General features: G+C 66.7%; 30 protein-coding genes. 11 read left to right on the forward strand and 19 right to left on the reverse strand.

Translation table 11 applies throughout. The features are described from left to right. Position 1: 1 nt before the first annotated feature. From KBZ14_RS11875 to folD, 4 genes are all read right to left on the reverse strand, one after another. Positions 2-1,468: an ATP-dependent DNA helicase gene (locus KBZ14_RS11875; RefSeq protein ID WP_255118544.1), complete on the reverse strand. Its 1,467-nt coding sequence runs from the start codon at positions 1,466-1,468 to the stop codon at positions 2-4. Next, on the reverse strand, positions 1,461-1,979 hold the full coding sequence (locus KBZ14_RS11880) for a divergent PAP2 family protein (protein ID WP_255118545.1): 519 nt from the start codon (positions 1,977-1,979) through the stop codon (positions 1,461-1,463). The genes KBZ14_RS11875 and KBZ14_RS11880 overlap by 8 nt, the downstream gene beginning before the upstream one ends. Then, on the reverse strand, positions 1,976-2,878 hold the full coding sequence (crtE, locus tag KBZ14_RS11885) for a geranylgeranyl diphosphate synthase CrtE (protein ID WP_255118546.1): 903 nt from the start codon (positions 2,876-2,878) through the stop codon (positions 1,976-1,978). Before crtE ends, KBZ14_RS11880 begins: the two co-directional genes overlap by 4 nt. Before the next feature lie 88 nt (positions 2,879-2,966). Beyond that, the gene (gene folD / locus KBZ14_RS11890) at positions 2,967-3,848 is read right to left on the reverse strand and encodes a bifunctional methylenetetrahydrofolate dehydrogenase/methenyltetrahydrofolate cyclohydrolase FolD (protein WP_255118547.1); all 882 of its coding nucleotides are present in this window, start codon (positions 3,846-3,848) and stop codon (positions 2,967-2,969) included. Positions 3,849-3,974: 126 nt separating this feature from the next. On the opposite strand from folD, the gene KBZ14_RS11895 reads away from it, so the two are divergent. Together KBZ14_RS11895 and KBZ14_RS11900 are read left to right on the forward strand one after the other, a co-directional pair. Then, entirely contained in the window at positions 3,975-6,005 is a 2,031-nt protein-coding gene (locus KBZ14_RS11895; protein WP_255118603.1) for an HDIG domain-containing metalloprotein, read from the forward strand. Beyond that, a complete protein-coding gene (locus KBZ14_RS11900) occupies positions 6,005-7,321 on the forward strand; it encodes an aromatic ring-hydroxylating dioxygenase subunit alpha (RefSeq protein WP_255118548.1) in 1,317 nt (438 codons plus the stop codon). The genes KBZ14_RS11895 and KBZ14_RS11900 overlap by 1 nt, the downstream gene beginning before the upstream one ends. Before the next feature lie 7 nt (positions 7,322-7,328). On the opposite strand, the gene KBZ14_RS11905 is transcribed toward KBZ14_RS11900, so the two are convergent. Genes KBZ14_RS11905 through KBZ14_RS11915 form a run of 3 tightly spaced genes read right to left on the reverse strand, consistent with a single transcriptional unit; the run spans position 7,329 to position 9,273 of the window. Continuing rightward, entirely contained in the window at positions 7,329-7,610 is a 282-nt protein-coding gene (locus tag KBZ14_RS11905) for a SemiSWEET transporter (protein ID WP_255118549.1), read from the reverse strand. Between the two features lie 26 nt (positions 7,611-7,636). Continuing rightward, entirely contained in the window at positions 7,637-8,281 is a 645-nt protein-coding gene (locus KBZ14_RS11910; protein ID WP_255118550.1) for an RluA family pseudouridine synthase, read from the reverse strand. Next, positions 8,278-9,273: a GGDEF domain-containing protein gene (locus tag KBZ14_RS11915; RefSeq protein ID WP_255118551.1), complete on the reverse strand. Its 996-nt coding sequence runs from the start codon at positions 9,271-9,273 to the stop codon at positions 8,278-8,280. The genes KBZ14_RS11910 and KBZ14_RS11915 overlap by 4 nt, the downstream gene beginning before the upstream one ends. A gap of 103 nt (positions 9,274-9,376) precedes the next feature. Between KBZ14_RS11915 and KBZ14_RS11920 the strand changes: the two genes are divergently transcribed. After that, entirely contained in the window at positions 9,377-9,754 is a 378-nt protein-coding gene (locus KBZ14_RS11920; RefSeq protein ID WP_255118552.1) for a hypothetical protein, read from the forward strand. Here KBZ14_RS11920 and KBZ14_RS11925 read toward each other — a convergent pair. The 4 genes from KBZ14_RS11925 to KBZ14_RS11940 all read right to left on the reverse strand — a co-directional run bounded on the left by KBZ14_RS11925 (position 9,726) and on the right by KBZ14_RS11940 (position 11,356). Then, positions 9,726-10,070: a hypothetical protein gene (locus tag KBZ14_RS11925; RefSeq protein WP_255118553.1), complete on the reverse strand. Its 345-nt coding sequence runs from the start codon at positions 10,068-10,070 to the stop codon at positions 9,726-9,728. The two genes, KBZ14_RS11920 and KBZ14_RS11925, sit on opposite strands and share 29 nt — an antisense overlap. 37 nt (positions 10,071-10,107) lie before the next feature. After that, the gene (locus KBZ14_RS11930; RefSeq protein WP_255118554.1) at positions 10,108-10,389 is read right to left on the reverse strand and encodes a cell division protein SepF; all 282 of its coding nucleotides are present in this window, start codon (positions 10,387-10,389) and stop codon (positions 10,108-10,110) included. Between the two features lie 4 nt (positions 10,390-10,393). Then, entirely contained in the window at positions 10,394-10,672 is a 279-nt protein-coding gene (locus KBZ14_RS11935) for a hypothetical protein (RefSeq protein ID WP_255118555.1), read from the reverse strand. Between the two features lie 81 nt (positions 10,673-10,753). After that, entirely contained in the window at positions 10,754-11,356 is a 603-nt protein-coding gene (locus tag KBZ14_RS11940) for a DUF3598 family protein (protein WP_255118556.1), read from the reverse strand. 56 nt (positions 11,357-11,412) lie between these two features. Between KBZ14_RS11940 and KBZ14_RS11945 the strand changes: the two genes are divergently transcribed. The 3 genes from KBZ14_RS11945 to KBZ14_RS11955 all read left to right on the forward strand — a co-directional run bounded on the left by KBZ14_RS11945 (position 11,413) and on the right by KBZ14_RS11955 (position 12,684). Further along, the gene (locus KBZ14_RS11945; RefSeq protein WP_255118557.1) at positions 11,413-11,970 is read left to right on the forward strand and encodes a rhomboid family intramembrane serine protease; all 558 of its coding nucleotides are present in this window, start codon (positions 11,413-11,415) and stop codon (positions 11,968-11,970) included. A 111-nt stretch (positions 11,971-12,081) separates the two neighbouring features. Then, positions 12,082-12,264, forward strand: coding sequence for a hypothetical protein (locus tag KBZ14_RS11950; RefSeq protein WP_255118558.1), 183 nt, complete (start codon positions 12,082-12,084; stop codon positions 12,262-12,264). A gap of 15 nt (positions 12,265-12,279) precedes the next feature. Next, entirely contained in the window at positions 12,280-12,684 is a 405-nt protein-coding gene (locus KBZ14_RS11955; protein ID WP_255118559.1) for a hypothetical protein, read from the forward strand. Here the strand turns inward: KBZ14_RS11955 and KBZ14_RS11960 are convergent. Then, on the reverse strand, positions 12,650-13,120 hold the full coding sequence (locus tag KBZ14_RS11960) for a DUF427 domain-containing protein (RefSeq protein WP_255118560.1): 471 nt from the start codon (positions 13,118-13,120) through the stop codon (positions 12,650-12,652). The genes KBZ14_RS11955 and KBZ14_RS11960 overlap by 35 nt on opposite strands. A gap of 12 nt (positions 13,121-13,132) precedes the next feature. Continuing rightward, positions 13,133-13,399, reverse strand: a complete 267-nt coding sequence (locus tag KBZ14_RS11965; protein WP_315856149.1) for a Nif11-like leader peptide family RiPP precursor — start codon at positions 13,397-13,399, stop codon at positions 13,133-13,135. Positions 13,400-13,484: 85 nt separating this feature from the next. Between KBZ14_RS11965 and KBZ14_RS11970 the strand changes: the two genes are divergently transcribed. Both KBZ14_RS11970 and KBZ14_RS11975 read left to right on the forward strand, forming a co-directional pair. Next, on the forward strand, positions 13,485-13,901 hold the full coding sequence (locus KBZ14_RS11970; RefSeq protein WP_255118561.1) for a hypothetical protein: 417 nt from the start codon (positions 13,485-13,487) through the stop codon (positions 13,899-13,901). Further along, positions 13,898-15,073, forward strand: coding sequence for an aminotransferase class I/II-fold pyridoxal phosphate-dependent enzyme (locus KBZ14_RS11975; protein WP_255118562.1), 1,176 nt, complete (start codon positions 13,898-13,900; stop codon positions 15,071-15,073). Before KBZ14_RS11970 ends, KBZ14_RS11975 begins: the two co-directional genes overlap by 4 nt. 3 nt (positions 15,074-15,076) lie before the next feature. On the opposite strand, the gene KBZ14_RS11980 is transcribed toward KBZ14_RS11975, so the two are convergent. The 3 genes from KBZ14_RS11980 to KBZ14_RS11990 all read right to left on the reverse strand — a co-directional run bounded on the left by KBZ14_RS11980 (position 15,077) and on the right by KBZ14_RS11990 (position 16,551). Then, positions 15,077-15,862, reverse strand: coding sequence for a transporter substrate-binding domain-containing protein (locus KBZ14_RS11980; RefSeq protein WP_255118563.1), 786 nt, complete (start codon positions 15,860-15,862; stop codon positions 15,077-15,079). Next, positions 15,756-16,322 carry a hypothetical protein gene (locus KBZ14_RS11985; protein ID WP_255118564.1) on the reverse strand — a complete coding sequence of 189 codons (567 nt, stop codon included), beginning with the start codon at positions 16,320-16,322 and terminating at the stop codon, positions 15,756-15,758. Before KBZ14_RS11985 ends, KBZ14_RS11980 begins: the two co-directional genes overlap by 107 nt. 70 nt (positions 16,323-16,392) lie before the next feature. Then, positions 16,393-16,551, reverse strand: coding sequence for a hypothetical protein (locus tag KBZ14_RS11990; RefSeq protein ID WP_255118565.1), 159 nt, complete (start codon positions 16,549-16,551; stop codon positions 16,393-16,395). Positions 16,552-16,961: 410 nt separating this feature from the next. Between KBZ14_RS11990 and KBZ14_RS11995 the strand changes: the two genes are divergently transcribed. After that, positions 16,962-17,849, forward strand: coding sequence for a hypothetical protein (locus KBZ14_RS11995; RefSeq protein WP_255118566.1), 888 nt, complete (start codon positions 16,962-16,964; stop codon positions 17,847-17,849). A 49-nt stretch (positions 17,850-17,898) separates the two neighbouring features. Here KBZ14_RS11995 and KBZ14_RS12000 read toward each other — a convergent pair whose 3' ends face one another. From KBZ14_RS12000 to KBZ14_RS12010, 3 genes are all read right to left on the reverse strand, one after another. After that, a complete protein-coding gene (locus KBZ14_RS12000) occupies positions 17,899-18,747 on the reverse strand; it encodes a carbohydrate ABC transporter permease (RefSeq protein WP_255118567.1) in 849 nt (282 codons plus the stop codon). A 22-nt stretch (positions 18,748-18,769) separates the two neighbouring features. Further along, the gene (locus KBZ14_RS12005; protein WP_255118568.1) at positions 18,770-20,410 is read right to left on the reverse strand and encodes a 2-isopropylmalate synthase; all 1,641 of its coding nucleotides are present in this window, start codon (positions 20,408-20,410) and stop codon (positions 18,770-18,772) included. A gap of 72 nt (positions 20,411-20,482) precedes the next feature. Beyond that, positions 20,483-21,016 (reverse strand): LabA-like NYN domain-containing protein, encoded by a 534-nt coding sequence (locus tag KBZ14_RS12010; protein ID WP_255118569.1) that lies wholly within the window; start codon positions 21,014-21,016, stop codon positions 20,483-20,485. 67 nt (positions 21,017-21,083) lie between these two features. On the opposite strand from KBZ14_RS12010, the gene KBZ14_RS12015 reads away from it, so the two are divergent. Both KBZ14_RS12015 and arsS read left to right on the forward strand, forming a co-directional pair. Further along, complete coding sequence (locus KBZ14_RS12015; protein ID WP_255118570.1) at positions 21,084-22,655, forward strand: 1,4-alpha-glucan branching protein domain-containing protein; 1,572 nt, start codon at positions 21,084-21,086, stop codon at positions 22,653-22,655. Then, positions 22,652-23,713 carry an arsenosugar biosynthesis radical SAM (seleno)protein ArsS gene (gene arsS, locus KBZ14_RS12020; RefSeq protein WP_255118571.1) on the forward strand — a complete coding sequence of 354 codons (1,062 nt, stop codon included), beginning with the start codon at positions 22,652-22,654 and terminating at the stop codon, positions 23,711-23,713. Before KBZ14_RS12015 ends, arsS begins: the two co-directional genes overlap by 4 nt. The last annotated feature ends 36 nt before the right edge of the window (positions 23,714-23,749 follow it).

Here is a 23,749-nt window from a genome sequence, read left to right on the forward strand (position 1 = left end):
CTCAGGCCCCCTGGCCCAGCCCATCGGCCCAGAGCTGCCGGTCGGCTGCACTCCCTGCAGACGAGCGGCTATCGGCCACCAGCCACACCGCCTGGCTGGCCCGGCTCACCGCCACATACACCAGCTGGCGACGCAGCACCGCATCGCTCGGCCAGAACACATCCCCGGCGATGAACACCTCGCCGAAGGTGCTGCCCTGGCTGCGGTGCACCGTGAGCACGGCCGCCGGGCCCAGGGAGGCGAAGGCATCGCGCACCAGGAAGTAGCGGCGCCAGAGGCCGCGACCATCCTTCTTGCCGGCCTCCCGGGCCTGCAGGCGGAGGTGCTGCAACACCGCATCCAGATCCCGGCGGGCCGCGCTGCCGGCCGGCGGCAGCAGGCGCAGGGCAAGGCGGGTCTCGCCGGCCTCCACCTCAGCGGTGAGGGTGTCGATCACGGCGGGCGGGCAGGCATCGCCAGCCCCCACTCCGAAATCCGCCAGGTCACAGCGATCGGGGGTCACGTCCCGCACCACCAGTTCCCGGTTGGAGCCCAGCACCATGTCGGGCTCCTCGGCCGCCTCCTCTCCAGCACGGCAGGCGGGGGCCATCACAGCAGATCGGGTGATCAGCACTTCCCCGGGGAGCACCGGCAGCTGGTCGGCCATCTCCCCATGGATGGCACGCCGGGCCAGGGGCACCAGCTGCTCCAGGGCGCGGTTGGTGTAGCAGAGGATGCGGGCATGGTCGGGGTTATCAAGCTCAACGGCCCGCCGCAGGGCAGCCTGAGCCGCCGCCAGCCACTCCTGCCGCGGGGCCATCGCCACCAGCCCCTGGGCCGTGCGCACCGGCAGACAGGCCGGTGGCTGACGGCAGGGCAGCAGGCCGTTGCGCAGCCCCGTGGCGAGCTGCAGCACGGGGCCCTGGTGGCGCACCACCTCGGTGAGGGCCGCCGTGGCCGCACGGCCCATGCCAAACACCGGACTCTGGGGCTCCCCCACGGGGGGCAGCTGGGCCGGATCCCCCACGAACACCAGGCGGGTGCGAAAGGGATGGGCGCAGCGCAGGGCGATCTCCAGCAGGGTGGAATCCACCATGGAGGCCTCATCCACCAGCACCAGCCCCAGGTTTTCCAGGGAGCCGGCGGTTTGCTCGGTTTCCTCGCAGCGCTCCAGATCCCCCTGGCGCTTGAGCTTCAAGCGCAGCAGGCGGTGAATGGTGGAGGGAAACCAGGTGGGTTGTAGCCCCGCCAGGCTCAACTGCTGGCGGATCACCCCCACCGCTTTATGGGTGGGGGCCACTACGGTCCAGCACAGACCCGTGCTCTCCACCCGCTCCAGCAGATGGCGGGAGAGGTAGGTCTTGCCTGTGCCGGCATAGCCACTCAGTACGAAGGGCGTGCCGTCGTAGGGGGCCTGCAACCAGGCGGAAAAAGTCTCGGCAGCCGCCTGCTGGCCGGGCGTCAGCCCCTTCCGCGGCGCCTCAGCCAATGGGCAGCAGGCCCCAGTGCTGGGCCAACACCAAGGGGGATCCCACCAGCACCAGGCCGGGCAGTGCCACCAGCGGGCCCAGCAGGGCACCAATCAGCACCTCGAGGCGCGTATGCCCCAGGTTCTCTTTGAGGGGCTTGAACTGGGGCGCGGCATCGCCCTTAGAGGCATCGGGATGGGGATCCCAGAGGCCATCGGGCAGTCCGTTCACCCGCTGGGCGGTGATGCCGGCGGCGCGGCGCACGCCAGCGGCGTCATAGAGCACCACGAAGCACATGGTGGCCGCCAGGGCGAACAGGCCACCGTCAAAACCCTGCTGCCAGCCGATGCCCGCGGCAGTGCCGGTGAGCAGGGAGGAATGGCTCGAGGGCATGCCACCGGTTTCCACCAGCACTGCCGGTCGCCAGCGGCGATGGACCACCAGCTCGATCAGCAACTTGGAGAGTTGGGCCAGGCCGCAAGCGGCCAGGCCCCACCACATCACGCCGTTATCCAAGAGGGAGTGGATCATCGATCGCGGTTGGTGATGTAATCGGCCAGGGCAAGCAGCGGCGCAGCCGTGTCCTGCCAAGGGGCGAGGGCGGCCTTGGCCTCGGCCACCAGGGCATCGGCCCGCTGGCGGGATTCCTCCAGGCCCAGCAGCTTGGGGTAGGTGGTCTTGTCGGCGGTGAGGTCCTTACCGGCGGTCTTGCCGAGCACCTCGCTGCTGGCGGTCACATCAAGGATGTCGTCGATGATCTGAAAGGCCAGGCCGATGCCGCGGGCGTAGGTGCGCAGGGCGGCCAGCAGCTCCTCGGAAGCGCCCGCAATCAGGGCACCGGTAAGCACGCAGGCCCGCAGCAGGGCGCCGGTTTTGTGGAGGTGGATGTACTCGAGGGTGTCGAGGTTCACATCCTTGCCCTCGCACTCCAGATCCACCACCTGGCCGCCCACCAGCCCGGGGGCGCCGGAGGCCAGACTCAGTTCGCCCACCACAGCCAGCAAGCGCTCGGCGGGCACGCCGGGGCTGCGCAGCGCCACCATCTCGAAGGCGCGAGTGAGCAGGGCATCACCGGCCAGGATCGCGTTGGCCTCTCCGTACACTTTGTGGTTGGTGGGGCGGCCACGGCGCAGGTCGTCGTTGTCCATGGCGGGGAGGTCGTCATGGATCAACGACATGGTGTGCACCATCTCCAGGGCCACGGCTGTGGACATGGCCAGATCGCCGTTGCCACCGGCCAGCTCGCAGGCCGCCAGGCAGAGAATCGGCCGCAGCCGCTTGCCCCCCGCCAGCAGCGAATAGCGCATCGCCTCTCGCAGGGATTCGGGCCGCTCGGGGCCGAGGGAACCATCGAGGGCCGCCTCCACCCGCACGCGGGCTGCCTCCAGATAAGCGGCGAAGTTAAACGTGGTGCTCACCGCCGCGGTCATGGGGGCTCGGCCTGGGGCCGCTGGTCTCGGGTGGATTCTCTCAGGCGGTGCCCTCCGATCGTCGCCCCAGGCCGTAAGCCCGCAACAGTCAGGGCAGCAGGTCTGCCAGGGGCTGATCCAGGTCGCAGCGCTGGCACCAGCTGGCCACGGTGTTCACCAGCAGCAAGGTCACCGTCATCGGGCCAACCCCGCCCGGCACCGGGGTGATGGCCGCCGCGATGGGCTCCACCTCCTCGTAGCGCACATCACCACAGAGCCCGCCCTCAGGCTTGCGGTGGATGCCCACATCCACCACAACGGCGCCGGGCCGCACATGCTCAGCGCCGATCATGCGGGGCCGCCCGGCCGCCACCACCAGCACGTCGGCCTGCCGGGTGAGCTCCGCCAGGTTCTGCGTGCGGGAGTGGGCCACGCTCACCGTGGCATTCGCCGCCTGCAACATCAACGCCATGGGCTGGCCCACCAGGATGCTGCGTCCCACCACCACGGCCCGCTTGCCGGCCAGCTCCACGCCGCCAGCGGCGAGCAGCGCCATCACCCCGGCGGGGGTGCAGCTGCGGGGGCCGGGTTCTCCTTTAAGAAGATGACCGAGGTTCAGGGTGTGCAGCCCATCGGCATCCTTCTGAGGATCCATGGCGGCGAGCAGGGGCCCCTCCTCCAGCCCAGGCGGCAGTGGCAGCTGCAGCAGGATCCCATCCACAGCAGGATCAGCGTTGAGGCGCTGAATCGTGGCAAGCAGCTCGGCCGCGGGGGTGTCGGCGGGCAGATGGGCACCCAGATTGGTGATGCCGATGCGGCTGCAGGCCTTTTCCTTGTTGGCCACGTACACGCCACTGGCCGGGTCGTCACCCACCCGCAGCACCGCCAGTCCCGGAGGCCGTCCGGCCTTGACCAGGCGCTCCGCCACCACGGCCGAGAGGCGCTGTTCAATCTCCGCCGCCAGCTGGCGGCCGTCCAGATGCGTGGCCATGGAGCGTCAAGGGCACATCTGGCTTCAGCATGCCTGGGCATCGCTAGCTTGGGCATCCCTTTCGCCGCTGCGGTGACGCGCCCGGGCCCCGCCCATCGCCTCTGGCGACAGCTGTTGCGGCTGGAAATGCCCCGCCAGGTGCTGGCCCCCTGGCGATGGCGCGACAGCGTGGCCATCACCTTGGTGTGCGTGCTGGTGGCCCTGCTCTCCAGCTGGCCCTGGCTGGTGGAGCCCAGCCTCAGGCCCGGCATCCCCGCCCCCTTCACGGCGCGGGCCCCCAAGGCCGCCACGGTGGTGGATTCCGACGCCCTTGACCAGCGCCGCACCCAGCTGGGCCCCAGGACCCACGTGCAGGTGGTGAACCCGCGCATCAGCCAGGAGCTGGAACAGCGGCTCGACCGCCAGCTGCAGGCCATCACCCGCCTGGCCGGCAGCCGCCAGGAGCAGGTGGCTCCCCTGAATCTCAGCCCCCAGGAACGGGACTGGCTGAGCCAGTTGCCCCCCGCCGAACTGGACACCTGGCAGGCGGAACTACGCCAGGTGCAGCGACGGATGCTCCAACAGGGCGTGGTGGGCAGTGTGGCCCGGCAACAGCTGGAAAACGCTGCCCAGCTTCAGCTCGACAACCTGGGGGAACCGGGCCGCAGCCTCGGCAGCCGCGTGGTGGCAACCTCCCTGCAGGGGCGCACCAACCTGCGCATCGATGCAGGGCTGAGTCAGCGACTGATTGAAGAACTGCTCACCCAGCAGGGCATCCCCACCATCAATGTGCGCCAGGGCGAACTGATCACCCGCCAGGGTGAACCCATCAGCCCCCAGGCCTATGCGGTGCTCGATTACTTCGGTCTGGTGAACCGTCGACCCTTGATCGGGGCCTGGCTGCTGCACTTCAGCGAGGCCATGGCCGCCTGTGGCGTGATGGTGCTGCTGATCCGGCGCCGCCGGGCCAGCCTGGAACCTCGCCAGGCCCTGCTGGCCCTCGGGATGTTGCTGGTGGTGCAGGGGTTCAAGCTCTGGCTGGGGGGAGCCGCGAGCCCCCTGGCCCTGCTAGTGCCCCCCACGCTGCTGCTCACCCAGGGCCTCGGCACCACGGCTGGTTTGGCCTGGCTGTCCATGGCCAGCCTGCTCTGGCCGCTGCCGATGGCGGCATTCAACGACGAGCGCATCCTGGTGGCGGCCGGCGTGGCGGTGGTGGCGGCCGTGTTGGCGGGCCGCCAGCGCAACCGCGCCCAACTGCTCCAATTGGCACTGCTGCTGCCGGTGGGGGCCCTGGCGGCGGAGTGGCTGCTGCTCCAGTTGGCGGCAGCCAGCGGCGAGGGCAATGGCCAGCTGCCGATCAGTGCGGACCTGCCCGGTGAAGCCCTGCTGCTGGGGGGCCTGCTACTCGGGGTGCTGCTGGTGAGCCCGATGGTGGAGAGCTTCTTCGATCTGCTCACCCGCACCCGCCTGCTGGAACTGGCCGACCTGGAACGCCCGCTGCTGCGGCGACTCTCCTGTGAGGCCCCAGGCACCTTTGAACACACGCTGATGATCTGTGGCCTGGCCGAGGAAGGAGGCCGGGCGATCCAGGCGGACGTGGACCTAATTCGCACCGGCGCCCTCTACCACGACGTTGGCAAGCTGCACGCTCCCCAGTGGTTCATCGAGAACCAGGAGAGCGGTGAGAACCCCCACGAGACCCTCGACGATCCCCAGCTCAGCGCCGGCATCCTGCAGGCCCATGTGGATGAAGGCCTCAAGCTGGCCCGCCGGTACCGCCTGCCCAAACCCCTGGCGGACTTCATCCCCGAGCATCAGGGCACGCTCAAGATGGGCTACTTCCTGCACGAGGCCCGCCGGCGGAATCCCCAGGTGCCGGAAAGCGCCTTCCGCTACCGGGGCCCCAACCCCCGCAGCCGCGAAACGGCTGTGCTGATGCTGGCCGATGGCTGTGAGGCTGCCCTGCGCTCCCTTCCCCCCGACACCAGCGAACAGCAGGCCCGGACCATGGTGCGCCGCATCGTGGACGCCCGCTGGCAGGACGGCCAACTGGCCAGCAGCGGCCTCAGCCTGGCGGAACTGGAACTGCTGGTGCGGGCCTTTGTGCGGGTGTGGCGGCGCATGCGCCATCGCCGCATTCCCTATCCCATCCCTGCCCGCAAGGGCTACAGCGCCTGATGACAACACGATCCCTGGAGCCAAGCCTGTGGCAGAACGCCTGGTATCCGGTGGCCTACCTCAAGGATCTCGATCCAACCCGGCCCACGCCCTTCACCTTGCTGGGGCAGGACCTGGTGCTGTGGTTCGAAGGCAGCAGCGCCCGGTGGCGAGCGCTGGCGGATGTGTGCCCCCACCGGCTGGTGCCCCTCTCGGAGGGGCGCCTGAACGGGGCTGGAGAGCTGGAATGCCCGTATCACGGCTGGAGCTTCAACGGTGAGGGCCGCTGCACCGCCATCCCCCAGGCGCCCACAGACAGCAATTCCAGCCCGCAACGCAGCCAGTGCCGCCGCTACGCCACAGCTGAGGCCCAGGGGCTGCTGTTCGTGTTTGCGGGGGAGGCCGCCTTGGCCAGCTCGGAGCCCCTGCCGCTGGTGCCGGTGCTGGAAGAGGAGGGCTGGCTGGTGCAGGACACCTTCCGCGACCTGCCGATGGATGCCCTCACCCTGCTGGAGAACGTGCTGGACGTGAGCCATGTGCCCTTCACCCACCACGCCACCGTGGGGCGGCGAGAGAATGCCGGCCCGGTGGAGCTGGAGCTCACCAGCTTCGGGCCACAGGGGTTCACGGGCCTCTGGCAGGAAGGCCCCCGCCGCGGAAAGCTCGGCAGCCAGTTCACCACCTTCTCGGCCCCTGGCCTGATGTGGCACGACCTCACCGCGAAAGGCTTCGCGCGGATTCTCACGGTGGTGTACGCCACCCCGATCCGCCGGGGCGAGTGCCGGCTGTTTGCCCGCTTTCCCTTTCAGTTCGAGTCGGCCCTGCCGGCCCAGCTGCTGCGGCTCCGGCCCCAGTGGCTGCAGCACATCGGCAACCACACCGTGCTGGAGGATGACCAGGTGTTCCTGCATTGGCAGGAGCGGGTGCTGGAACAGCGCGGTGGCAGCCAAGCGGCCAATCGCAACTGCTATTTCGCCACCAGCGCCGATCGCTACGTGCGCGCGCTGCACGACTGGCAGAACCGCTACGCCGGTGAGCCATTCCCGGGGCAACCGCTCAAGCCACGCCTCAACCGCGACCAGCTGATGGATCGCTACGAGGCCCACACCTGCCATTGCCGCAGCTGCTCCGCTGCCCTGCGGCAACTGCAGCGTCTCCACCAGATCGGCCTGGTGCTGGCGGGGCTGGGGCTGGCACTCACGGCCTGGATGGGGGCGAGCCCCGCAGGTGCCGTAGGGCTGCTGGTGGCGGCTGCAGCCGTGGGGCTGCGTTGGCAATGCAGCCGTTGGATCACGGGATTGCGCCGTGGCAGTGGCCTGGCGCCCCGCAATCGCTGAACCAGCCTCAGCGCCGCCCAGCCAACATAGCCCGCAACTTGCGCTCGAAGATCAGGCCAGCCGTCACCAGGGTGATGACATTGGCGGCCATCAACGGGCCATCCCCCGTGAGCAGGCCGTACACCCCCCACAGGGCAATACCGGCGGTGAACAGGGCATACATGCGCAGGGAAATGCCACGGGTATCGCCGCTGCGAATGGTCTTGAGCGCTTGCGGGATGAAGCTCACGGTGGTGAGGCTGGCGGCCACGTAGCCCAGGGCGGCGATAGCGGGGGGATGGGGACTCACAGTGATGGTGCGCTCAGAAGGGACAGTCAGAAGGGGCAGTGGGCCTGAAACAGCCGCGGCTCGCCGCTGAAGGGATGCTGGAAGGCCAGGCCACAGGCATGCAGCCGCAGCCGATCCGATCGGGGTGCCCATGGCGAGCCATAGAGAGGATCCCCCAGGATCGGATGGCCTAGAGCGGCCAGGTGCACCCGCAACTGATGGGAGCGGCCGGTGTGGGGCGTGAGTTCCAGGCGGCTCCAACCCCGATCCGGCGCCACCCCCAGCAACCGCCAATCGGTGCGGCAGGGCTTGCCCGTCGGATCCGGACCGTAGAGGGGAGGTCGATGGCTGCGCTTGGCGATGGCCAGGGTGATGCTGCCCGCCTGCTCGAGCGGCACGCCGGCCACATCGGCCCGGTAGGTCTTGCACACCAGCCGCTGGGCAAACAAGCCGCTCAGGGCCCGGTGCAGCTCCGGGGTAAGGGCCAGCAACAGCAGACCGGAGGTGTCGCGATCCAGGCGATGCACCAGCTGGGCGGTGGGCCAGGTGCAGCGCAGGCGAGTGAGCAGGGAATCGGCCAGGGCCGGGCCGAGCCCCGGCTGGCACAGCAGGCCGGAGGGCTTGTTCACCACCAGTAGATCACCATCCACCGCGATCAGCGAGGCCTCCAGAGCCGGCGACAGGCCCTTCACTCCGCAATCAAACGAGCAATTTGATTGCGGCCGTTGCCTTTGGCCAAATAGAGGGCCTGATCGGCCCGATAGAAGAGATCGGCAAAGCTGTGGTCCGATGGCACCAGGTTGGTGAGCCCACCACTGATCTGGGGGTGGTAATCGGAATGGCTGAAGATTCCACCCATGGCTGCCACATCGCTGCGAATGACCTCGGCCATGGCCATGGAACTGCTGTCGTCGCCATCCACCAGCAGCACGGCGAACTCCTCGTCGCCAATGCGGCCGAACAGATCCTGCTCCCGCAGCCGCAGCTGGGTGAGCTTGCAGACATCCACCAGCACCTGATCACCGGCCTGGTGTCCCCAGCGCTGATTGATCTGGCGGAAGTCGTCGATGTCGAAGTTGAGCAGGAACAGCCCATGCCCCTGCTGGCGGGCCCGCTCCACCTCCTGCTCTCCTAAGCGGAAGAAGCTGGCCCGGTTGAACAGCCCCGTTACTGGACAGAGACTGCTGACCCGGCGCAATTCGATCTCGCGCATCACCAGATCCGCCATCAACTGCAGCATCTCCAGCTGATCCGGTTTGAGGCTGCGGGGCTTCTGATCGATCACACAGAGAGTGCCGAGCTTGTGTCCCTCGGACGACTGCAACGGCGCGCCGGCGTAGAAGCGGACGTGGGGGGACGTGAGCACCAGGGGGTTGGTGTTGAAGCGCTCATCGGCGAGGGCATCGGGCACCACCAGCACCCCATCCGCCGCAATGGCATGGGCACAGAAGGCCATCTCCCGAGGGGTCTGGTTCACCGCCAAACCATGGCGAGCCAGGAACCACTGACGATCGCGATCCACCAGCGACACCAGGGCGATCGGCATCTCCAGGGCCTCACTGGCCAACTGAACGATGCGATCAAAGTGGGGGTCTGGGGCCGTATCGAGCACACCGTGGCGCTGCAGATCCCGCAAACGCTGGTCCTCATCCCCAGGGATGGGGTAATCGGGAAAAGGCGGCACGGGATTCCTGGCCTTGCAGATCAGCCTACGAACGCCAAGCGCCACTGACCGGTGGCCAGGGACCGCCGCCTTGGCCACACTGCCAGCAGCACACAGCAGGGCCATGGCACTGGATCGCTTCAAGCAGGCCCTGGCAGCTCTATTAGACCAGGCCCCAAGCGACCCACTGGAGCGGGACGAGTACTTCGAGCTCCACACCCTGCCGGCCAGCGGCGGCGAGGGCTTCGAAGTGGTGATCTGCGATGAAGACCATGAAATCTTCGCCGCGATCTACACCGCAAAACTCTTCGACGAAGGCGAGCCAGGCCAGGAGGCGGTGGAAGCCCTGGTGCCTCCCTTCCTCGAGGCGGCCTACGGCCTCACCAGCGAGGAGTGGCAGGCCACCGAACCCTTCGACCTGGGCTGGCGCAGCCGCGAATACCTCTGGTTCATGGAGTTCACAGTGCCCGGTCTCAAGCCGGACTGTCGCTTCGAGGCTTGAAATCCCCCGCAGGGCCACCCTCCACCCAAACCAGCTGCAGGGCTCCCTCTCGCCGACTGAGCAGCAGCAAGCCAGCGGAATCCTCGGGCAGGGGCAGGCCGGTGGCCACCCGCAGCTGGGCACGCTCCACCAGACCCACGCCACAGGTTTCCACCAGCAACACCGGCAGGGTGCCGGGCTGCCCGCGCATGGCCTGCAGATCGAGGGCTTGGCGAGCGGCCTGGACAGCCCGCTCACTGCCCAGGCGCTCCACCAGCTGGGGCCAGAGGTGATTCACGGGCGTCGCCGCCACCAGATCCAGCTCCGCTGCCTGCATGGCCTGCCCGCGATCATTCGAGCCTCCAGCTTGCACCTCAGGCCCGACTGAGCTGAACGAAATGGGGAGCGAACAGAAACACCCGCTCACCCAGGCACTGCTGCTGGCCATCCAGGGCAAAAGCCCCGCCCGCCATGAAATCCGCAGCCCGCTGCACCTCCGCCGCGGGCATGGCACTGAGGTTGAGCAACACGGTGGCGTGATCCCGCAGGGCCATCACGGCCTCCTGCACATCTTCAAGACGGGTGGGATGCATCACCACCACCTCCGCTCCCCAAGCGTGGGGATCCGGCGCAAATCCGGGGGGCAGGGAATCCATCCCTTCAAGGTGACGGTTCCTCGGCCTCAGCGCCAGTCCCCGCAGGGCAGGCCTGCTCGAGCATCTCCGCGGTGGGAAGGATCGTCTCGAGTTCGTCCTCGTTATCGAGAAAGGCCTCGAAGGAGCGATAGCGGCGGATCGTGGGGGTGTAGCTGGGATCGGCGCAAACCTCCTGCCAGCTCAGCTCCTTGGGTTTCACCTCCTGAAATCCAGCCAGCGCCTCGGCAAGATCACCGGCATCACTGAATCCCTCGCCCTGCCAGAGCAGCTCAAAGAACGTCATGGCAGAACCGGCGAAAGCCTCAATCTATGGAGGCTCGGGGGGTGCTGCTTCTGCCCACGGGGATCCGGGTGTCCTGGCGTTTCAACAAGTCTTGAGCGGCTCCAGCAAACCATTGGCGCCATAGCGACGCACCAGCTCCAACGCGATCCCCGGCTCAGGCTGCCAGCGCAACAGACAGGCCACGGGATCCCCCAGCTGCCGCCCCATCACCGTGACCAGCTCCAGACCAGGCTGCACGCACCAATGGCCTGGCCCCACCAACGGCACCGCCAGCGGCGGCTCTGGAGCTGGATCTGCAACACCAGGACGCGCCTCCACCACCAGCACAAACGTCTCCAGGTCGGCGCTGCCATGGCGCAGCACCACCCGGCGGCGCCGATCCCCGTGCACGAGGCACAGCTCCGCAAACCAGGGCCACGGGCCAATGCGATCAGGCCCCAGGCTCCAGTGGCCGCTGGGGGCAATCTGCATCTCGGGCGGGGGCTCCTGGAAACGCATACTGCGCACCTGGCCCGTGTGGCAGTAGGTGAGGGCGGCTTCGATCGCATCGCCGTTGTCCGTCACCTGCAGGCTGGTGGGGAAGCGTTCCTGCTCCTGGCCATCGGCACCGCAGCGGATGAAGGTGCCATCCCAGCGGCCACCATTGGGGCCCATCAGCCGCTCGCGCACCCCGGTGGAGTCCACAACATTCGCCCACGAAAGGTCAGCAGAATCATCTCCAACTCGCGCCTCCCCCTGTGATGGGCCGCTGGCTTCCAGCTCGGCTAAAGCTGCCTCTGCTGATCCTGGCGGTGCCCTGGCTGCAGGAACTGGTGGACCAACTGCTGTTCGGCGGTCGCTGGAACCTGCCCATGCTCCCCCTGGCCAGCGGCGGCAGCCTGGTGGGCGTGTTCACGGCGCCCTTCAGCCACGGCGATTTCAGCCATCTGCTCAGCAACAGCCTGTTATTCCTGCCGCTCTCCTGGCTGGTGCTGGCCAAGAGCCGCCGCGATTACCTCGCCGTGTGGCTTGGCGTGTATGCCTGCGCGATTCCCGTATGGCTGGTCTGGCCCCAGGGCAGCCATGGCCTCTCCGGCATTGTGTACGGCCTGCTCGGCTACCTGATGGTGATCGGCTTTCTGGAGCGGCGACTCAGCACCCTGGCCCTGTCAGGCTTCTGCCTGATCACCTGGGGAGGCGTGCTGCCCAGCCTGCTGCCGTTTGCCTCGCCGGCCGGCGTCAGCTGGATTGGCCACGTGTCGGGATTTGCGGGCGGCGTCGTGGCGGCCCTGGCCATTCACCGCGAGCAGACCACCTGAAGCCTGGCCCTTGCCGAGAGGGGCATTCACTCCTGTGGGTAACAACTCATTGCACGGCAAAGTCAGGATCGATGGGCTCGATAGCGTCTCCACCAGAGCTGCTGCACAGCCATGGTCGTCGGCGAAGTGTTTCTGGAAAGCCTCTCCACAGGCGTGATCACCGCTGAAGAAATCGCCTGGATCACTCGGCATCAAACCAGCTTCAATCGCCAAGAGGAAGCCACGGCCTTGAAGCTTGGTCGGCTGCTGGATGAAGGCCGCATTCAGATCGGCTGCCGCCTGCTGGGAACCTGAGAACATCCGCCATTGATGACATCGTTTGATACTGCCTTCCGGGATCTACTGCGGCTGGCACCCGGCCCGATTTTCCCCCGGGCTCGAGCGCTCTATTTCCACAAATATCCCCTCGAGGGCAAGGGTGCAGCACCCTTTCGCACCCATTTAATGGAAGAGGAGATCGAAGAACCTGAAGCCCTCCAAGGCGGTGGCTATCTGGTGCGGGCCCTTCGCTTTGCGGTGGTGTTCTGGGATGGAGTTCCCCTCACCAGCCCACCAAACTTTGCGGCTTATCTGACGCAGCAGTGGCAACTGAACCCCGCAGACCTGAAGCAGGAATCAGGGCTGTGGTTCAGGGATGAAGGCCATTACGCCAGCTTCACGGCGCCAGCTCTGTATCGCTCTAAATCAGCTGAGGATGGGCAGGATCCCCCTTGAAGGGGCCCACCACGGCAGAGGTAATCCAGCCGCCATAGAAACCACCCGGCTGGGGAATCACCCGGTCCCCATTCACCCAACAACCATCCATCTGGGCCGGGTAGAGGGCATACCAACCGGCCAGCGCCCCAAACGCAGCCGTGGGCTCGGGGTATTGCCACACGGCACACGGCAAGGCCTGGCCGGCCACCACCACATCGAAGTAGCGGGCCAGTCCCTTCCACTCGCAGAAGCTGCGGCCAGCGGCCGGCCGCAGCAAGGACAGCGCCATCGTTTCGGGTGGCAGGTAGTAGGTGGGGGGATGGAAGGTTTCCAGCACCCTGAGGCTGTGGTGGGTGTCGCACAGCAGTTGGCCCAGCACCCTCACAACCACATGGTCGGCACAGGGCACCAGGGCAGGTGGACGCGGATAGTCGCTGACGTGTTCCAGGGCCATGGGGCCTGCCCCTCAGCCGGGGATGAAGCTGCGCAGCTTGCGGGCCTCCAGGCCAGCGCGGCGCTGCAACTCGGCATCGCTGAGCTCCGCTTCGGCCCGCACCTGGGCGGCGATCACATCGGCCTCCTCCAGCCCATACCCATGGCTGGCGGCCAGGGCCAACAACTCCTCAACCTCCACGGGCTGGCGTAACCGCTGCGCCAGGTCCGGCGTGGAACGCGCGTGGGCCAGAAAGGCGTCGAGTTGGGCGAGCGACAACGGAGCTGCGATCGGTTCCATCTGTCCTAGCGGGCGGGGCCCAGGGATGAGGGCTCGCCAAGCCGGCCATGAGCCCGCAGACTTGGATCAGCAGATCTGCCGAACCATGGCATCCAGCCCGCAGACGCCTGAGCTGGCCAGGTCCCTGCCCAACTGGATGCGCTGGGGAGGGGCGGGCCTCACCGCCCTGGTGGCGGTGTTGTTTGTGGTGCTGTTGCTGCAGGTGCGCGAGCAGGGCCAACGGCTTCAAACGTTGCAAAACCGTCTGCAAACCCTCGAAAACGCCAACGACCTTGGCCGCACCAATGCCCTCGAGGAGCAGCTGCGCAGCACCGTGCAGCGGCTGCAGCGGCTCGAGACCCTCGACACCACCGTGCAGGCCCTGAGCCGGGAGCAAGAGGCCCTGCGACAGCAGATCAGCAGTCGCCCCGAGCTGAGCCTGCCGCCGGCGGATGCCGGGCTGCTGCCGGCGCCCACTCCCGCCAAACCCAAAGCTCCCCCCCAGCCCCTCAGTCCGGAATGAGTGGCACCGCCCCCACCGCCGCCCAGCGCCTGGCGGCGGTGCAGAGCCCCGTGATTCCCGTGATGGGGGCCTTGATCGCCCAGACCCCGGGCACCCTCTCCCTCGGCCAGGGGATGGTGGGCTGGGGCCCACCGGACACGGTGATCTCGGCCGCCCTGCAGGCCCTGCAGAGCGATCCCCAGATCCATCGCTATGGCCCGGTGGAGGGGCTGCCGCCCCTGCGGGCCGCCATCGCCAACCACCTGCACCACCAGCACAGGCTCGACCTCGAGGCCAGCGCGGTGCTCGTGACCGCCGGCAGCAACATGGCCTTCAACGCCGTGGTGCAGGTGCTGTGCGACCCCGGCGATGAAGTGATCCTGCCGGTGCCTTACTACTTCAACCACGCGATGGCGATCCGCCTGGCGGGCGGCGTGCCGGTGGCGGTGGAAGCAGGGGTGATCCCGGATCCCGAGCGGCTGGCGGCCGCGATCACCCCGCGCAGCCGCGCCATCGTGACGGTGTCACCCAACAACCCAAGCGGGGCCGTGTTTCCCCGTGAGGTGCTGAAGGCGATCAACCAGCTCTGCGCTGAGCGCGGCCTGCTGCACATCAGCGACGAGGCCTATGCCCTGTTCAGCTACGGCACCGCCGAGCACTGGAGCCCCGGCAGTACCCCTGGCAGCGGCGCCCACACCGTGACCCTCGGCTCGCTGTCTAAGAGCCACGGCATGGCGGGTTGGCGCCTGGGCTACGCCGCGGCCCCCAGAACGCTGATGGCGGAGCTGGCCAAGGTGCAGGACACGATCCTGATCTGCGCTCCCCAGCTCAGCCAGCACGCCGGCCTGGCCGCCCTGGAGGCCGGCAATGGCTGGTGCCTGGAACGGATCGCCACCCTGGCGGAGCGGCGGACCCAGGTGCTTCACGCTCTCGAGCAACCCGAAGCACCCTGGCGGTTGATGGCCCCACCGGAGGGGGCCTTCTATGCGTTGCTGAATGTGAGCACGCCCCTCAGCAGCGATGGGGCCATGGAACGACTGATCCGGGAGCACCGGGTGGCCCTGGTAAGCGGCAGCAGCTTCGGGTTGCGCGGCTGCTGCCTGCGACTCAGCTACGGCATGCTCGATGAGGCCCAGTTGCAGGAGGCCCTGGATCGGCTCACCCAGGGACTGCTGGCGATGGCACAGGCGTAAGGCTCAGCCCTCAATGCGCACCCAGTGGCTGAACAGCGCCTCCATCTGGCCGCGGGCCAGCCAGGCATTGATGTAACGGCACAGGGCAACGTCATCCCCGGCAATCGCCCACACCAACTCCCCGGCAAGGCGATCTGCAAAGGGAGCGATCAAGCTGGTCCGCGGGTGCAGCACGGCCCAGGACGATCCAGCTTCCGCCGAGATGAGCAACCCATCGAAACAGGCCGGGCCGGCGGCGGAGAAGAACTGGCGCTTGTCGGCCAGGGGCAACAGCTGCAGGCTGAGCTGGCCCGAGGGTCCCACCAGCTCACTGCGGAGCTGATCCCTGAGGTCGCCCGTGAGCAGTTGCGGATCACTCACCGCCAGCACCAGCGGCCTGCCTACCAGATGCACCCGCTGGTCGCCCTGGCTTAACTGATGGCGCACCGCCCTTTGTGGGCTGGTCTGGATCCCGCCAACCGCCAGCTCGATGCGGCCGGAATCCAGCCAGCTCTCGAGGGCCTCCAGGCAGGCCTCACGGACCTCGAGCCGTACCCCCAGGCTGCGCACAAGGCCTTCCACCAGATCGATGTCGTAGCCCACCAGCTCACCGCGGGCTTTGCGGTACGCCCAGGGCAAACCATCGGCCCGCACCCCAACCCGGAGCACACCGCGCTTGAGGATCGCCGCCAGGGAAACAGGCTCAGGGATGAGCTGGCGGAGCGCAGCCGATTGCGGGCGAGCGGCTGCGGAACGCAGACCCAGGAGTTTCTGGTCGTTGCGGTAGGTGCCCTGAAGGGAACGCGCCAAATAGGCACGGGCCGCCGCGCCGAGGCCGGAGGGGATTGAGCCGCAGGGCGCCCACTACGCGTGCGTACAGCAGAACCGCAAGCACCACCAACCCCTCGGGGGCCAACACCTTCTCGAAGCGGTAGAGCCACTCACCATTGATGTACACGAGCTGGAGTAGGTCCATGGACAAACCACGGGTCTGCAACTCCTGGCGCATTACCGCCTTCAGGCTTAACACAGCAGCGGGGATGGCCGTGAGCAACATACGAGCTGTTTCGCTGGGCTGAAGCGGTTGGTCCACGTACCAGCCCGCAAACGGGATGAACCACAGGGCGGCCACCTGCCCCAAGGTGGGCAGGGCAAATCCGAGCGACACCAGGGGAACGATTTCATCAACAGCCTCGGGATGATGCTGCTGGGGATCCAGTGCCACCGGCAACTCCTGGCGCAGGTTGGCGACCAACAGCGGCAGGGCCATCAGCAAGTTCGCACTGCTGGCTTTGAGCGCCAGGGGGTCAGTACCAGAACCGCTCGAACGCACAGCAGGCTCAGCAGCAGAAAGGCCACCAGCGAGTGCTGAAAAAGCCGTGAATACGCAACAGCTGCGGCCAGTCAAGCCGCACCACATTGAGAGCCGTAATGGGAAAAATGCCGTAGAGAATGACGAGTGCCACCAGCTTGCTAAGGCGCGCAAACAGCTGGCGCATCACCTCCAGAGGCTCGAGCAGCCGGCCCTTGTTATCGACACCCTAGAGCAGCACCCCGAGCACTGAACTGAACAGCACCACGGCGGTAAAGCTATCGTCAGCCAGACCACTGAAAATGTTATCCAGAAGATAGACACCCAGCAGAGCAAGCGAGGCCAACGCCTCAAGACGTTGGCAGCATGGGACCATCGACGGGCCCTGGCCCTGCTCAGCCAACCGTCAGCACAAGCGTGAGATCCCAGACAGCAGGCGTGCTCCAGCACCAACCACGGGTCATCAAGCCCCACAAACCATCCTGGTGGCATTGGGCAGCAGGATGGTTTGTGGCTCTTTCCTTGACACTCCTACTGGCATGGCCACAGGCCTCTGAGGCCGCAGCACCGCCACCCTCTCAGCCGCGCCTGGTCCCCTTGTCCGTGTCGATGGATGTGGACAACGTCTACGGCTTCTCCTCCCGTGACAAGACCTACACGGTGGAAGGCACCCTGCAGGTGACAGCGCCAGAAACAGAGATGGGGCAGTGGCTCGCAGCCGGAATCGATCCGATCAGCCTGCTGCGCTTTCAGAACATGGTGCAGCCATGGAACTCTGCGGTGGAACCAACAAGCAGCGCAATTCGTGCGGGAAGCAATCTGGGCAAGAATTATCGCTTCAACGGCAGTTTTTATTCTGACGAGATCGACTATCGCAGCTATCCCTTTGGCGCCCTACCACTGACACTCCACCTAGCACCTGATCCGAGTTTTCCCACTGCCATTGCCGATCCACCAGCCATTCGCCTAGAGGCCATCCAAGAGGGCTCCGGCGTTAGCAAGCGCACTAACATGAATGGCTACAAACTCGCGAGCTGGCGCCTCTACAACGAGACCGAGGGAGTCAGAATGGAGCTCACCTACCAGCCGATTGGCTGGGCAGCCCTGGTGAAGTGGCTGATGCCCCTGGCCATCACGATGACCGTGATGCTGCTCACCCCAAATCTGCGCTCCAGCTTCAGCTCAGAGCGCCTCGCCATTCCACCGGTCGTCCTGCTGACGTTGGTGTTCATGCAACAGGCCTACCGCGACAGCCTGCCCTCCCTGCCATACCTCACGGTGCTCGACGGCTTGTATGCGTTTTCCTATCTGGCGACGCTGATCTTTTTCTGCGAATTCATCTGGTGCGCCAACGTCATGGACCGGTACGCCACAGGCAACACCGCTCCCATGCAACGGCGGGCTGAGCGACTGGAGGTGCTGTTACAACTGGCCAGCCTGGGGGGCTATGCAGTGTTGCTGGTGTGGGCTTGGGCCCAGCGCTGATCCGAGCCACAACGAATGAAGATGCTCTGCGCAGCGCAGCCCTCAGCCCTCAGCCCTTCACGGCATCGCCGCTGGCACTGGGCAGGATGTAGCGCTGCAGGCCAATGAACAGCAGCAGCACCGGCAGAATCGAGACCACCGATCCCGCCGCCACCAGTCGCCAGTCGAGCGAGAAGCTACTGGCCAACTGCTGCAGCCCCAGGGGCAGGGTGTAGAGCTTGGGGTCGTCGAGGATCACCAGGGGCCAGAGGAAATCACTCCAAGTGCCGATGAACACAAACATCGCCAGGGTGATGAGATCGGCCCGGGCAGCAGGGATCATCACGTTCCACCACTCCCCTACAGGGGTGCAGCCATCGATGCGGGCCGCTTCCTCGAGCTCCACCGGCACGCCAGCGAAACTCTGACGCAGCAGAAAGATGCCGAAAGCCGTGGCCGCCTGGGGCAAGATCAGGGCCCAGAGGGTGTTGCGTAACCCCAGCTGCACCATCAAGAGGTAGAGCGGGATCATCACCACCTGGAAAGGAATCAGGATCGTGGCCACCACGAGGGCCAGCACCAACCCTCGGCCGGCAAAGCGCATCCGCGCCAGGGGGTAGGCCGCCAGGGAACAGAACAACAGGTTGGCCAGCACCGCCAGCCCGCTCACGATGGTGCTGTTCACGATGTAGCCCAGCATGGGGTTATCGCGGAACAAGCGCCCGTAGGCCTCCAGGCTGGGCTGGCTGGGCAGCAGGGCCGGCGGCGTGGTGAAAATGTCCTCGGCGGGGCCCTTCAGCGAGGTGCTCACCAGCCAGAACAGGGGCACCAGCATGGCCAGGGCCACCAGCAACAACAGCACCAGCTGCAGGGCACTGGCCGCGAGGCTGCGGGATCTCCCGCTGGTGAGTTCGCTCATAACGACAGACTCTCGGACCGGTTCAGAGCCTGGGTCGGTCGGCGGGCGCCAGATCCCCCACCGGCAGGGGCCCCTTCTGGGGATGCAAGGGCGTTCGCTGGCTACCTGCCACCAAGCGGTTGAGGGCATTCACGAAAGCCTGGGCCGCAGCCACCACGATGTCGGTATCAGCGGCGTGTCCGGAATAGAGCACTCCATCGGACCGCAGGCGAATGGTCACCTCGCCCATGGCATCAATGCCCTCGGTGACGCTCTTCACTGAGAACTCCACCAGCTCATTGGGCACCCTCGCCAGGTGGTTGAGGGCCTGACAGACCGCATCCACGGGCCCTGTACCAATGGCAGCCTCGGTGAGCTCAGCGCCATCGCTGTTCACCAGGGTGACAGTGGCCGTGGGTTGCAGATTTGTGCCCGTACTCACCTGCACCAGCTTGAGGCTGTAGACGGCCTCATCCTGCTGTTGCACCTGCTCACTCACGATCGCCTCGAGATCGCGATCGGAGATCTCGCGCTTGCGATCCGCCAGCTCCTTGAACCGGGCGAAGGCATCATCCAGGGCCTGGCGCTCCAGTGTGTAACCCAGCTCCTCCAGGCGAGCTCGAAAGGCACTGCGACCGCTCAGCTTGCCCAGGGAGATCCGGTTATCGGCCAGGCCGATCGTGCGGGCGTCGATGATCTCGTAGGTGAGGCGGTTCTTGAGCACACCATCCTGGTGAATCCCGCTCTCATGAGCAAAGGCATTCGCCCCCACGATCGCCTTATTGGGCTGTACCGCCATGCCGGTGAGATTGCTCACCAGCCGGGAGGTCTTGGTGATCTCCTCGGTGCGCACACCCGTGAGCGGCTCGCTGCTCTCAGCCTGACGGCCCAGGAAGGGATTGAAGTAGCTGCGGCGCACATAGAGGGCCATCACCAGCTCCTCGAGAGAGGCATTCCCAGCCCGCTCGCCGATGCCGTTGATGGTGCACTCCAGCTGGCGAGCACCGTTCTTCACCGCCTCGAGGAAGTTGGCCACGGCCAGGCCCAGGTCGTTGTGACCGTGCACCGAGATCACCGCTTGATCGATGTTCGGCACGTGGTGGTTGATGCCATCGATCAGGGCCCCGAATTCAACGGGGGTGGCGTAACCCACCGTGTCCGGGATGTTGATGGTGGTGGCCCCAGCGGCAATGGCCGCCTCGATCACCTGATACATGAACTCCGGATCGGAGCGGCCGGCGTCCTCGCAGGAGAACTCCACGTCGTCCACCAGAGAGCAGGCGTAGGCCACCATCTCGCCAGCGATCTGCAGCACCTCGGCGCGGCTCTTGCGCAGTTTGTGCTCGAGGTGAATGTCGCTGGTGGCGATGAAGGTGTGGATCCGCTTGTGCACAGCGGGGGCCACGGCATCGGCACAGGCCTTGATGTCGCCTTGGGCCGCCCGGGCCAGGCCGCAGATCACCGGGCCATCGGCCGTGCCCACCGCGGCGGCGATGCGCTGCACGGCGTTGAAATCACCGGGACTCGCAAAGGGAAAGCCCGCCTCGATGATGTCCACCCCGAGGCGAGCCAGCTGCTGAGCGATCGCCAGCTTCTCCTCAAGATTGAGGCTGGCGCCCGGAGATTGCTCCCCATCGCGCAGGGTGGTATCGAAGATCAATACCCGGCCGGGATCGCGGGCCATGGCGGCTACAAGTCGGAATGGTTATGAGTTAGCCCCAGTCTAGGGGTGTGGCGTGCTTCCGGCCTGCTGTGGTCAGCTGGAGCGGCTGAACACGGGTGCTTGGAGGGCCTCAGCTTTCTCCAGCTGGGGCCGCAGGCTGGCCAGATCCACAAATCGATCGGCGGCGTTGCGCAGCTCGCGCGGCACCATGCCATCGGTGCTCATCACCACGATCTTGAGGCCCCGGGCCCGCAGCACCTCCACCAGGCGCTCTAGGTCGCGACTGCCGCTCAGCAACCACACCTCATCGGTGCGGTGGGCCACGGCCATCAGGTCGATGGCGATCTCCACGTCCAAGTTGGCCCTGGCGAACTGGCGCTGCTCCGGGTCGTTGCCGAATTCCCGCAGGGGCTTGGCCCGCACCGTGAAGCCCAGGCTGGTGAGGGCATCGCGGAAGGGCCGCTGGTCGGTGGGATCCTTCAGGCCGGTGTACCAGAAGGCACTGCCGATCTCCAGACCAGGAGTGGCCGTGGCGTACTCCAGCAGCCGGCGCGGGTCGAAGAACCAGCCCAGCTTCTGCTGGACGTAGAACATGCTGTGGCCATCGACCGCCAGAGCCAGCTGCATCGGCACCCCATTACTGAAGTTGAGCCTAGAAGCTGCACCTAAAGTTGCTGAACTGCGAGGTGGGCCCTTGGCCGCCGGCGACCTGGCCCTGGTGCTTCACGCGCACCTCCCCTATGTGCATTCCAGCGAGCCTGGCTCCCTGGAGGAGGACTGGTACTTCCAGGCCCTGCTCGAGTGCTACATCCCCCTGCTGGAAACCCTGGAGGCGGCAGCTGCCGATCCCGCCCAGAGCCCACGGCTGAGCCTGGGCCTCTCGCCAACCCTGCTGTCGCTGTTGAGCAGCGGGGAGCTCAGCCGCCGCTTCGGGCCGTGGCTCACGGTGCGGCTGGAGCTGCTGCAGCAAGCTCCCAGCAGCCATGGCGCGGCCACCACCGCCCTGGCCGAGCGGCTGGAGCACACGGCCGCCATCTGGCAAAGCTGCAACGGCGATCTGCTGCCCCGCTTCCGCCTGCTGCAACAGGCGGGCGTGCTCGATCTGCTCACCTGTGCCGCCACCCACGGCTACCTGCCCCTGCTGCGCGACTGTCCTGAAGCGGTGCGGGCCCAGCTGCTCACGGCAGTGCGGGAGCACGAACGCCTGCTGGGGGCACGCCCCCAGGGGATTTGGCTGCCGGAATGTGCCTATTACGAGGGGCTCGATCGGCTGCTGGTGGGCTGCGGGCTGCGCTACGCCATCCTTGACGCCCACGGCCTGCTGCACGGCTTGCCGCGTCCCCGCTACGGGGTGTATGCACCCATCTGCACCCCCGCGAGCATGGCGTTCTTCGCCCGCGATAGCGAATCCACCCTGCCGGTGTGGAGCGCTCGCGAGGGCTACCCCGGCGATGCCAGTTACCGCGAGTTCCACCGCGACCTGGGCTGGGATCTACCCCCAGACGAACTCAGCCAGCGCGGCATCGATTGCCCCCGGCCCCTCGGCCTCAAGCTGCACCGGGTGAGCGGGCGTCAGTGCCCCCTCGATCAGAAACAGGCCTACGACCCCGCGGCTGCCCTAGCCGCTGTCCGCCGCGACGCGGCCCACTACCTGGAGGGTCGGTCCCAGCACCTGCAGGCGCTGGGCACCGCCATGGAGCGCCGCCCCCTGCTGGTGGCCCCCTTCGATGCGGAGCTCTTTGGCCACTGGTGGTTTGAAGGACCGCAATTCCTCGGGGAACTGTTCCGTCAGGCCCCGGCAGCCGGTGTGGGCCTGGTGACCCTGCGGGAGAGCCTCAGCCGCGGCGATACCCTGCAGCTCTGCCAGCCCTCCCCCTCCAGCTGGGGGCAAGGGGGCTACCACCACTACTGGTTAAACGAGAGCAATGCCTGGGTGATCCCCGAGTGGCACCGTGCATCCCGAGCCATGGTGGCGCGGGTGGCCAAGGGAGTCGGCAGTGCCGAAGCCCGCAACCTGCTGCATCAGGCGGCCCGCGAACTTCTGCTATCCCAGAGCTCGGATTGGAGCTTCATCCTGCGGGCCGGCACCACCACCGAACTGGCCCGCGAACGCATCCAGCGGCACCTCACCCGCTTCTGGCGGCTGTTGGAGGCGATCGACACCAACAATCCTCCCCCCGCGGACTGGCTGGAAGCCGTGGCCCGCGAAGATGGTCTGTTCCCCCTTGTGAACGCGGCCGACTGGGCCCGGCTGCCTGCCCCATGACCACGATCCCCCGGCCCGTGCTGGAACCCCAGGAGCAACGAGCTCTGCTGGGAGCGGGGCTTCCCCCTGGGGCCGGATTTGTTGCCCATCTGCAGGACCGGGACCTGCAGGTGCCCCGCCGGGGCCGCTTGCGGGTGCTGCAGCTGAACCTGGGCAAGCTCTGCAACATGACCTGCAGCCATTGCCACGTGGAGGCGGGGCCCCATCAGGGGCATACCCAGATGCCCGCAGTGGTGGTGGAGCAGTGCATCGCGGCGATCCAACGCCTGCGGCCCGCCGTGGTGGACCTCACCGGCGGAGCGCCGGAGCTCCACCAGCAGTTTCGGCAGTTGGTGAGGGCTGCACGCGACCAGGGCTGCCACGTGATCGACCGCTGCAACCTCACGGTTCTGCTACTGCCGGCACTGGCCGATCTGGCCGGCTTCCTGGCGGAGCAGCAGGTGGAGATCGTGGCCAGCCTGCCCAAGCCCGAGGCCGCCGCCACCGACGCCCAGCGGGGTGAGGGCACCTGGGAGTCCTCAATTGAAGCGCTGCGGCGGCTCAATGCCCTGGGCTATGGCCTGGGCCATCCCAACCTGCCGCTCACCTTGATGAGCAATCCCAGCGGCACCCAATTGCAACACCTCACGGCCTGCGATGAACAGGCCTGGAAACAGCGTCTCCAGGCCGAGGCTGGCGTGAGCTTCGACAACTTGATCGGCCTGAACAACATGCCGATTGCCCGCTTCCTGCAACAACTGGACAGCGAAGGCCAAGTATCGAACTACCTAAGCGTGCTGCAAGAAGCCTTTAACCCCTTGGCGCTCTGCGGGCTGATGTGCCGCGACACCCTCTCCGTAGCACCCGACGGTCATCTGTATGACTGCGATTTCAACCAGATGCTGCATCTGCCAATCAGCCCGCTCGGCAACACAACGCATCCAACGATTGCCACCATCACAGCCGACCATCTCGAGGACCGCGCCATTGCGTGGGGCAACCACTGCTTTGGCTGCACGGCTGGCCAAGGGAGCTCGTGTGCGGGCTCAACCCAATCGGTGGACAGCGTGAGGTCGTAAAACACCACCAACCCTCCCCAAGAGAAAAGCCAACTG

The organism is Synechococcus sp. HJ21-Hayes (assembly GCF_024345835.1).
Lineage (GTDB): Bacteria > Cyanobacteriota > Cyanobacteriia > PCC-6307 > Cyanobiaceae > Vulcanococcus.

What these genes read in the sequence shown, in the direction of transcription:
- KBZ14_RS12005 (WP_255118568.1), bottom strand. Translation starts at nt 20,410, where the DNA reads ATGGCCCGCGATCCCGGCCGGGTATTGATCTTCGATACCACCCTGCGC.
- KBZ14_RS11930 (WP_255118554.1), bottom strand. Translation starts at nt 10,389, where the DNA reads ATGGATTCCCTGCCCCCCGGATTTGCGCCGGATCCCCACGCTTGGGGA.
- KBZ14_RS11960 (WP_255118560.1), bottom strand. Translation starts at nt 13,120, where the DNA reads ATGGCCCTGGAACACGTCAGCGACTATCCGCGTCCACCTGCCCTGGTG.
- crtE (WP_255118546.1), bottom strand. Translation starts at nt 2,878, where the DNA reads ATGACCGCGGCGGTGAGCACCACGTTTAACTTCGCCGCTTATCTGGAG.
- KBZ14_RS11895 (WP_255118603.1), top strand. Translation starts at nt 3,975, where the DNA reads ATGCCCCGCCAGGTGCTGGCCCCCTGGCGATGGCGCGACAGCGTGGCC.
- KBZ14_RS11935 (WP_255118555.1), bottom strand. Translation starts at nt 10,672, where the DNA reads ATGACGTTCTTTGAGCTGCTCTGGCAGGGCGAGGGATTCAGTGATGCC.
- arsS (WP_255118571.1), top strand. Translation starts at nt 22,652, where the DNA reads ATGACCACGATCCCCCGGCCCGTGCTGGAACCCCAGGAGCAACGAGCT.
- KBZ14_RS11945 (WP_255118557.1), top strand. Translation starts at nt 11,413, where the DNA reads ATGGGCCGCTGGCTTCCAGCTCGGCTAAAGCTGCCTCTGCTGATCCTG.
- KBZ14_RS12010 (WP_255118569.1), bottom strand. Translation starts at nt 21,016, where the DNA reads ATGCAGCTGGCTCTGGCGGTCGATGGCCACAGCATGTTCTACGTCCAG.
- KBZ14_RS11925 (WP_255118553.1), bottom strand. Translation starts at nt 10,070, where the DNA reads ATGCAGGCAGCGGAGCTGGATCTGGTGGCGGCGACGCCCGTGAATCAC.
- KBZ14_RS11990 (WP_255118565.1), bottom strand. Translation starts at nt 16,551, where the DNA reads ATGCGCCAGCTGTTTGCGCGCCTTAGCAAGCTGGTGGCACTCGTCATT.
- KBZ14_RS11920 (WP_255118552.1), top strand. Translation starts at nt 9,377, where the DNA reads ATGGCACTGGATCGCTTCAAGCAGGCCCTGGCAGCTCTATTAGACCAG.
- KBZ14_RS12000 (WP_255118567.1), bottom strand. Translation starts at nt 18,747, where the DNA reads ATGAGCGAACTCACCAGCGGGAGATCCCGCAGCCTCGCGGCCAGTGCC.
- KBZ14_RS11880 (WP_255118545.1), bottom strand. Translation starts at nt 1,979, where the DNA reads ATGATCCACTCCCTCTTGGATAACGGCGTGATGTGGTGGGGCCTGGCC.
- KBZ14_RS11975 (WP_255118562.1), top strand. Translation starts at nt 13,898, where the DNA reads ATGAGTGGCACCGCCCCCACCGCCGCCCAGCGCCTGGCGGCGGTGCAG.
- KBZ14_RS11985 (WP_255118564.1), bottom strand. Translation starts at nt 16,322, where the DNA reads ATGGCCCTGCCGCTGTTGGTCGCCAACCTGCGCCAGGAGTTGCCGGTG.
- KBZ14_RS11900 (WP_255118548.1), top strand. Translation starts at nt 6,005, where the DNA reads ATGACAACACGATCCCTGGAGCCAAGCCTGTGGCAGAACGCCTGGTAT.
- KBZ14_RS11955 (WP_255118559.1), top strand. Translation starts at nt 12,280, where the DNA reads ATGACATCGTTTGATACTGCCTTCCGGGATCTACTGCGGCTGGCACCC.
- folD (WP_255118547.1), bottom strand. Translation starts at nt 3,848, where the DNA reads ATGGCCACGCATCTGGACGGCCGCCAGCTGGCGGCGGAGATTGAACAG.
- KBZ14_RS11950 (WP_255118558.1), top strand. Translation starts at nt 12,082, where the DNA reads ATGGTCGTCGGCGAAGTGTTTCTGGAAAGCCTCTCCACAGGCGTGATC.
- KBZ14_RS11965 (WP_315856149.1), bottom strand. Translation starts at nt 13,399, where the DNA reads ATGGAACCGATCGCAGCTCCGTTGTCGCTCGCCCAACTCGACGCCTTT.
- KBZ14_RS11970 (WP_255118561.1), top strand. Translation starts at nt 13,485, where the DNA reads ATGGCATCCAGCCCGCAGACGCCTGAGCTGGCCAGGTCCCTGCCCAAC.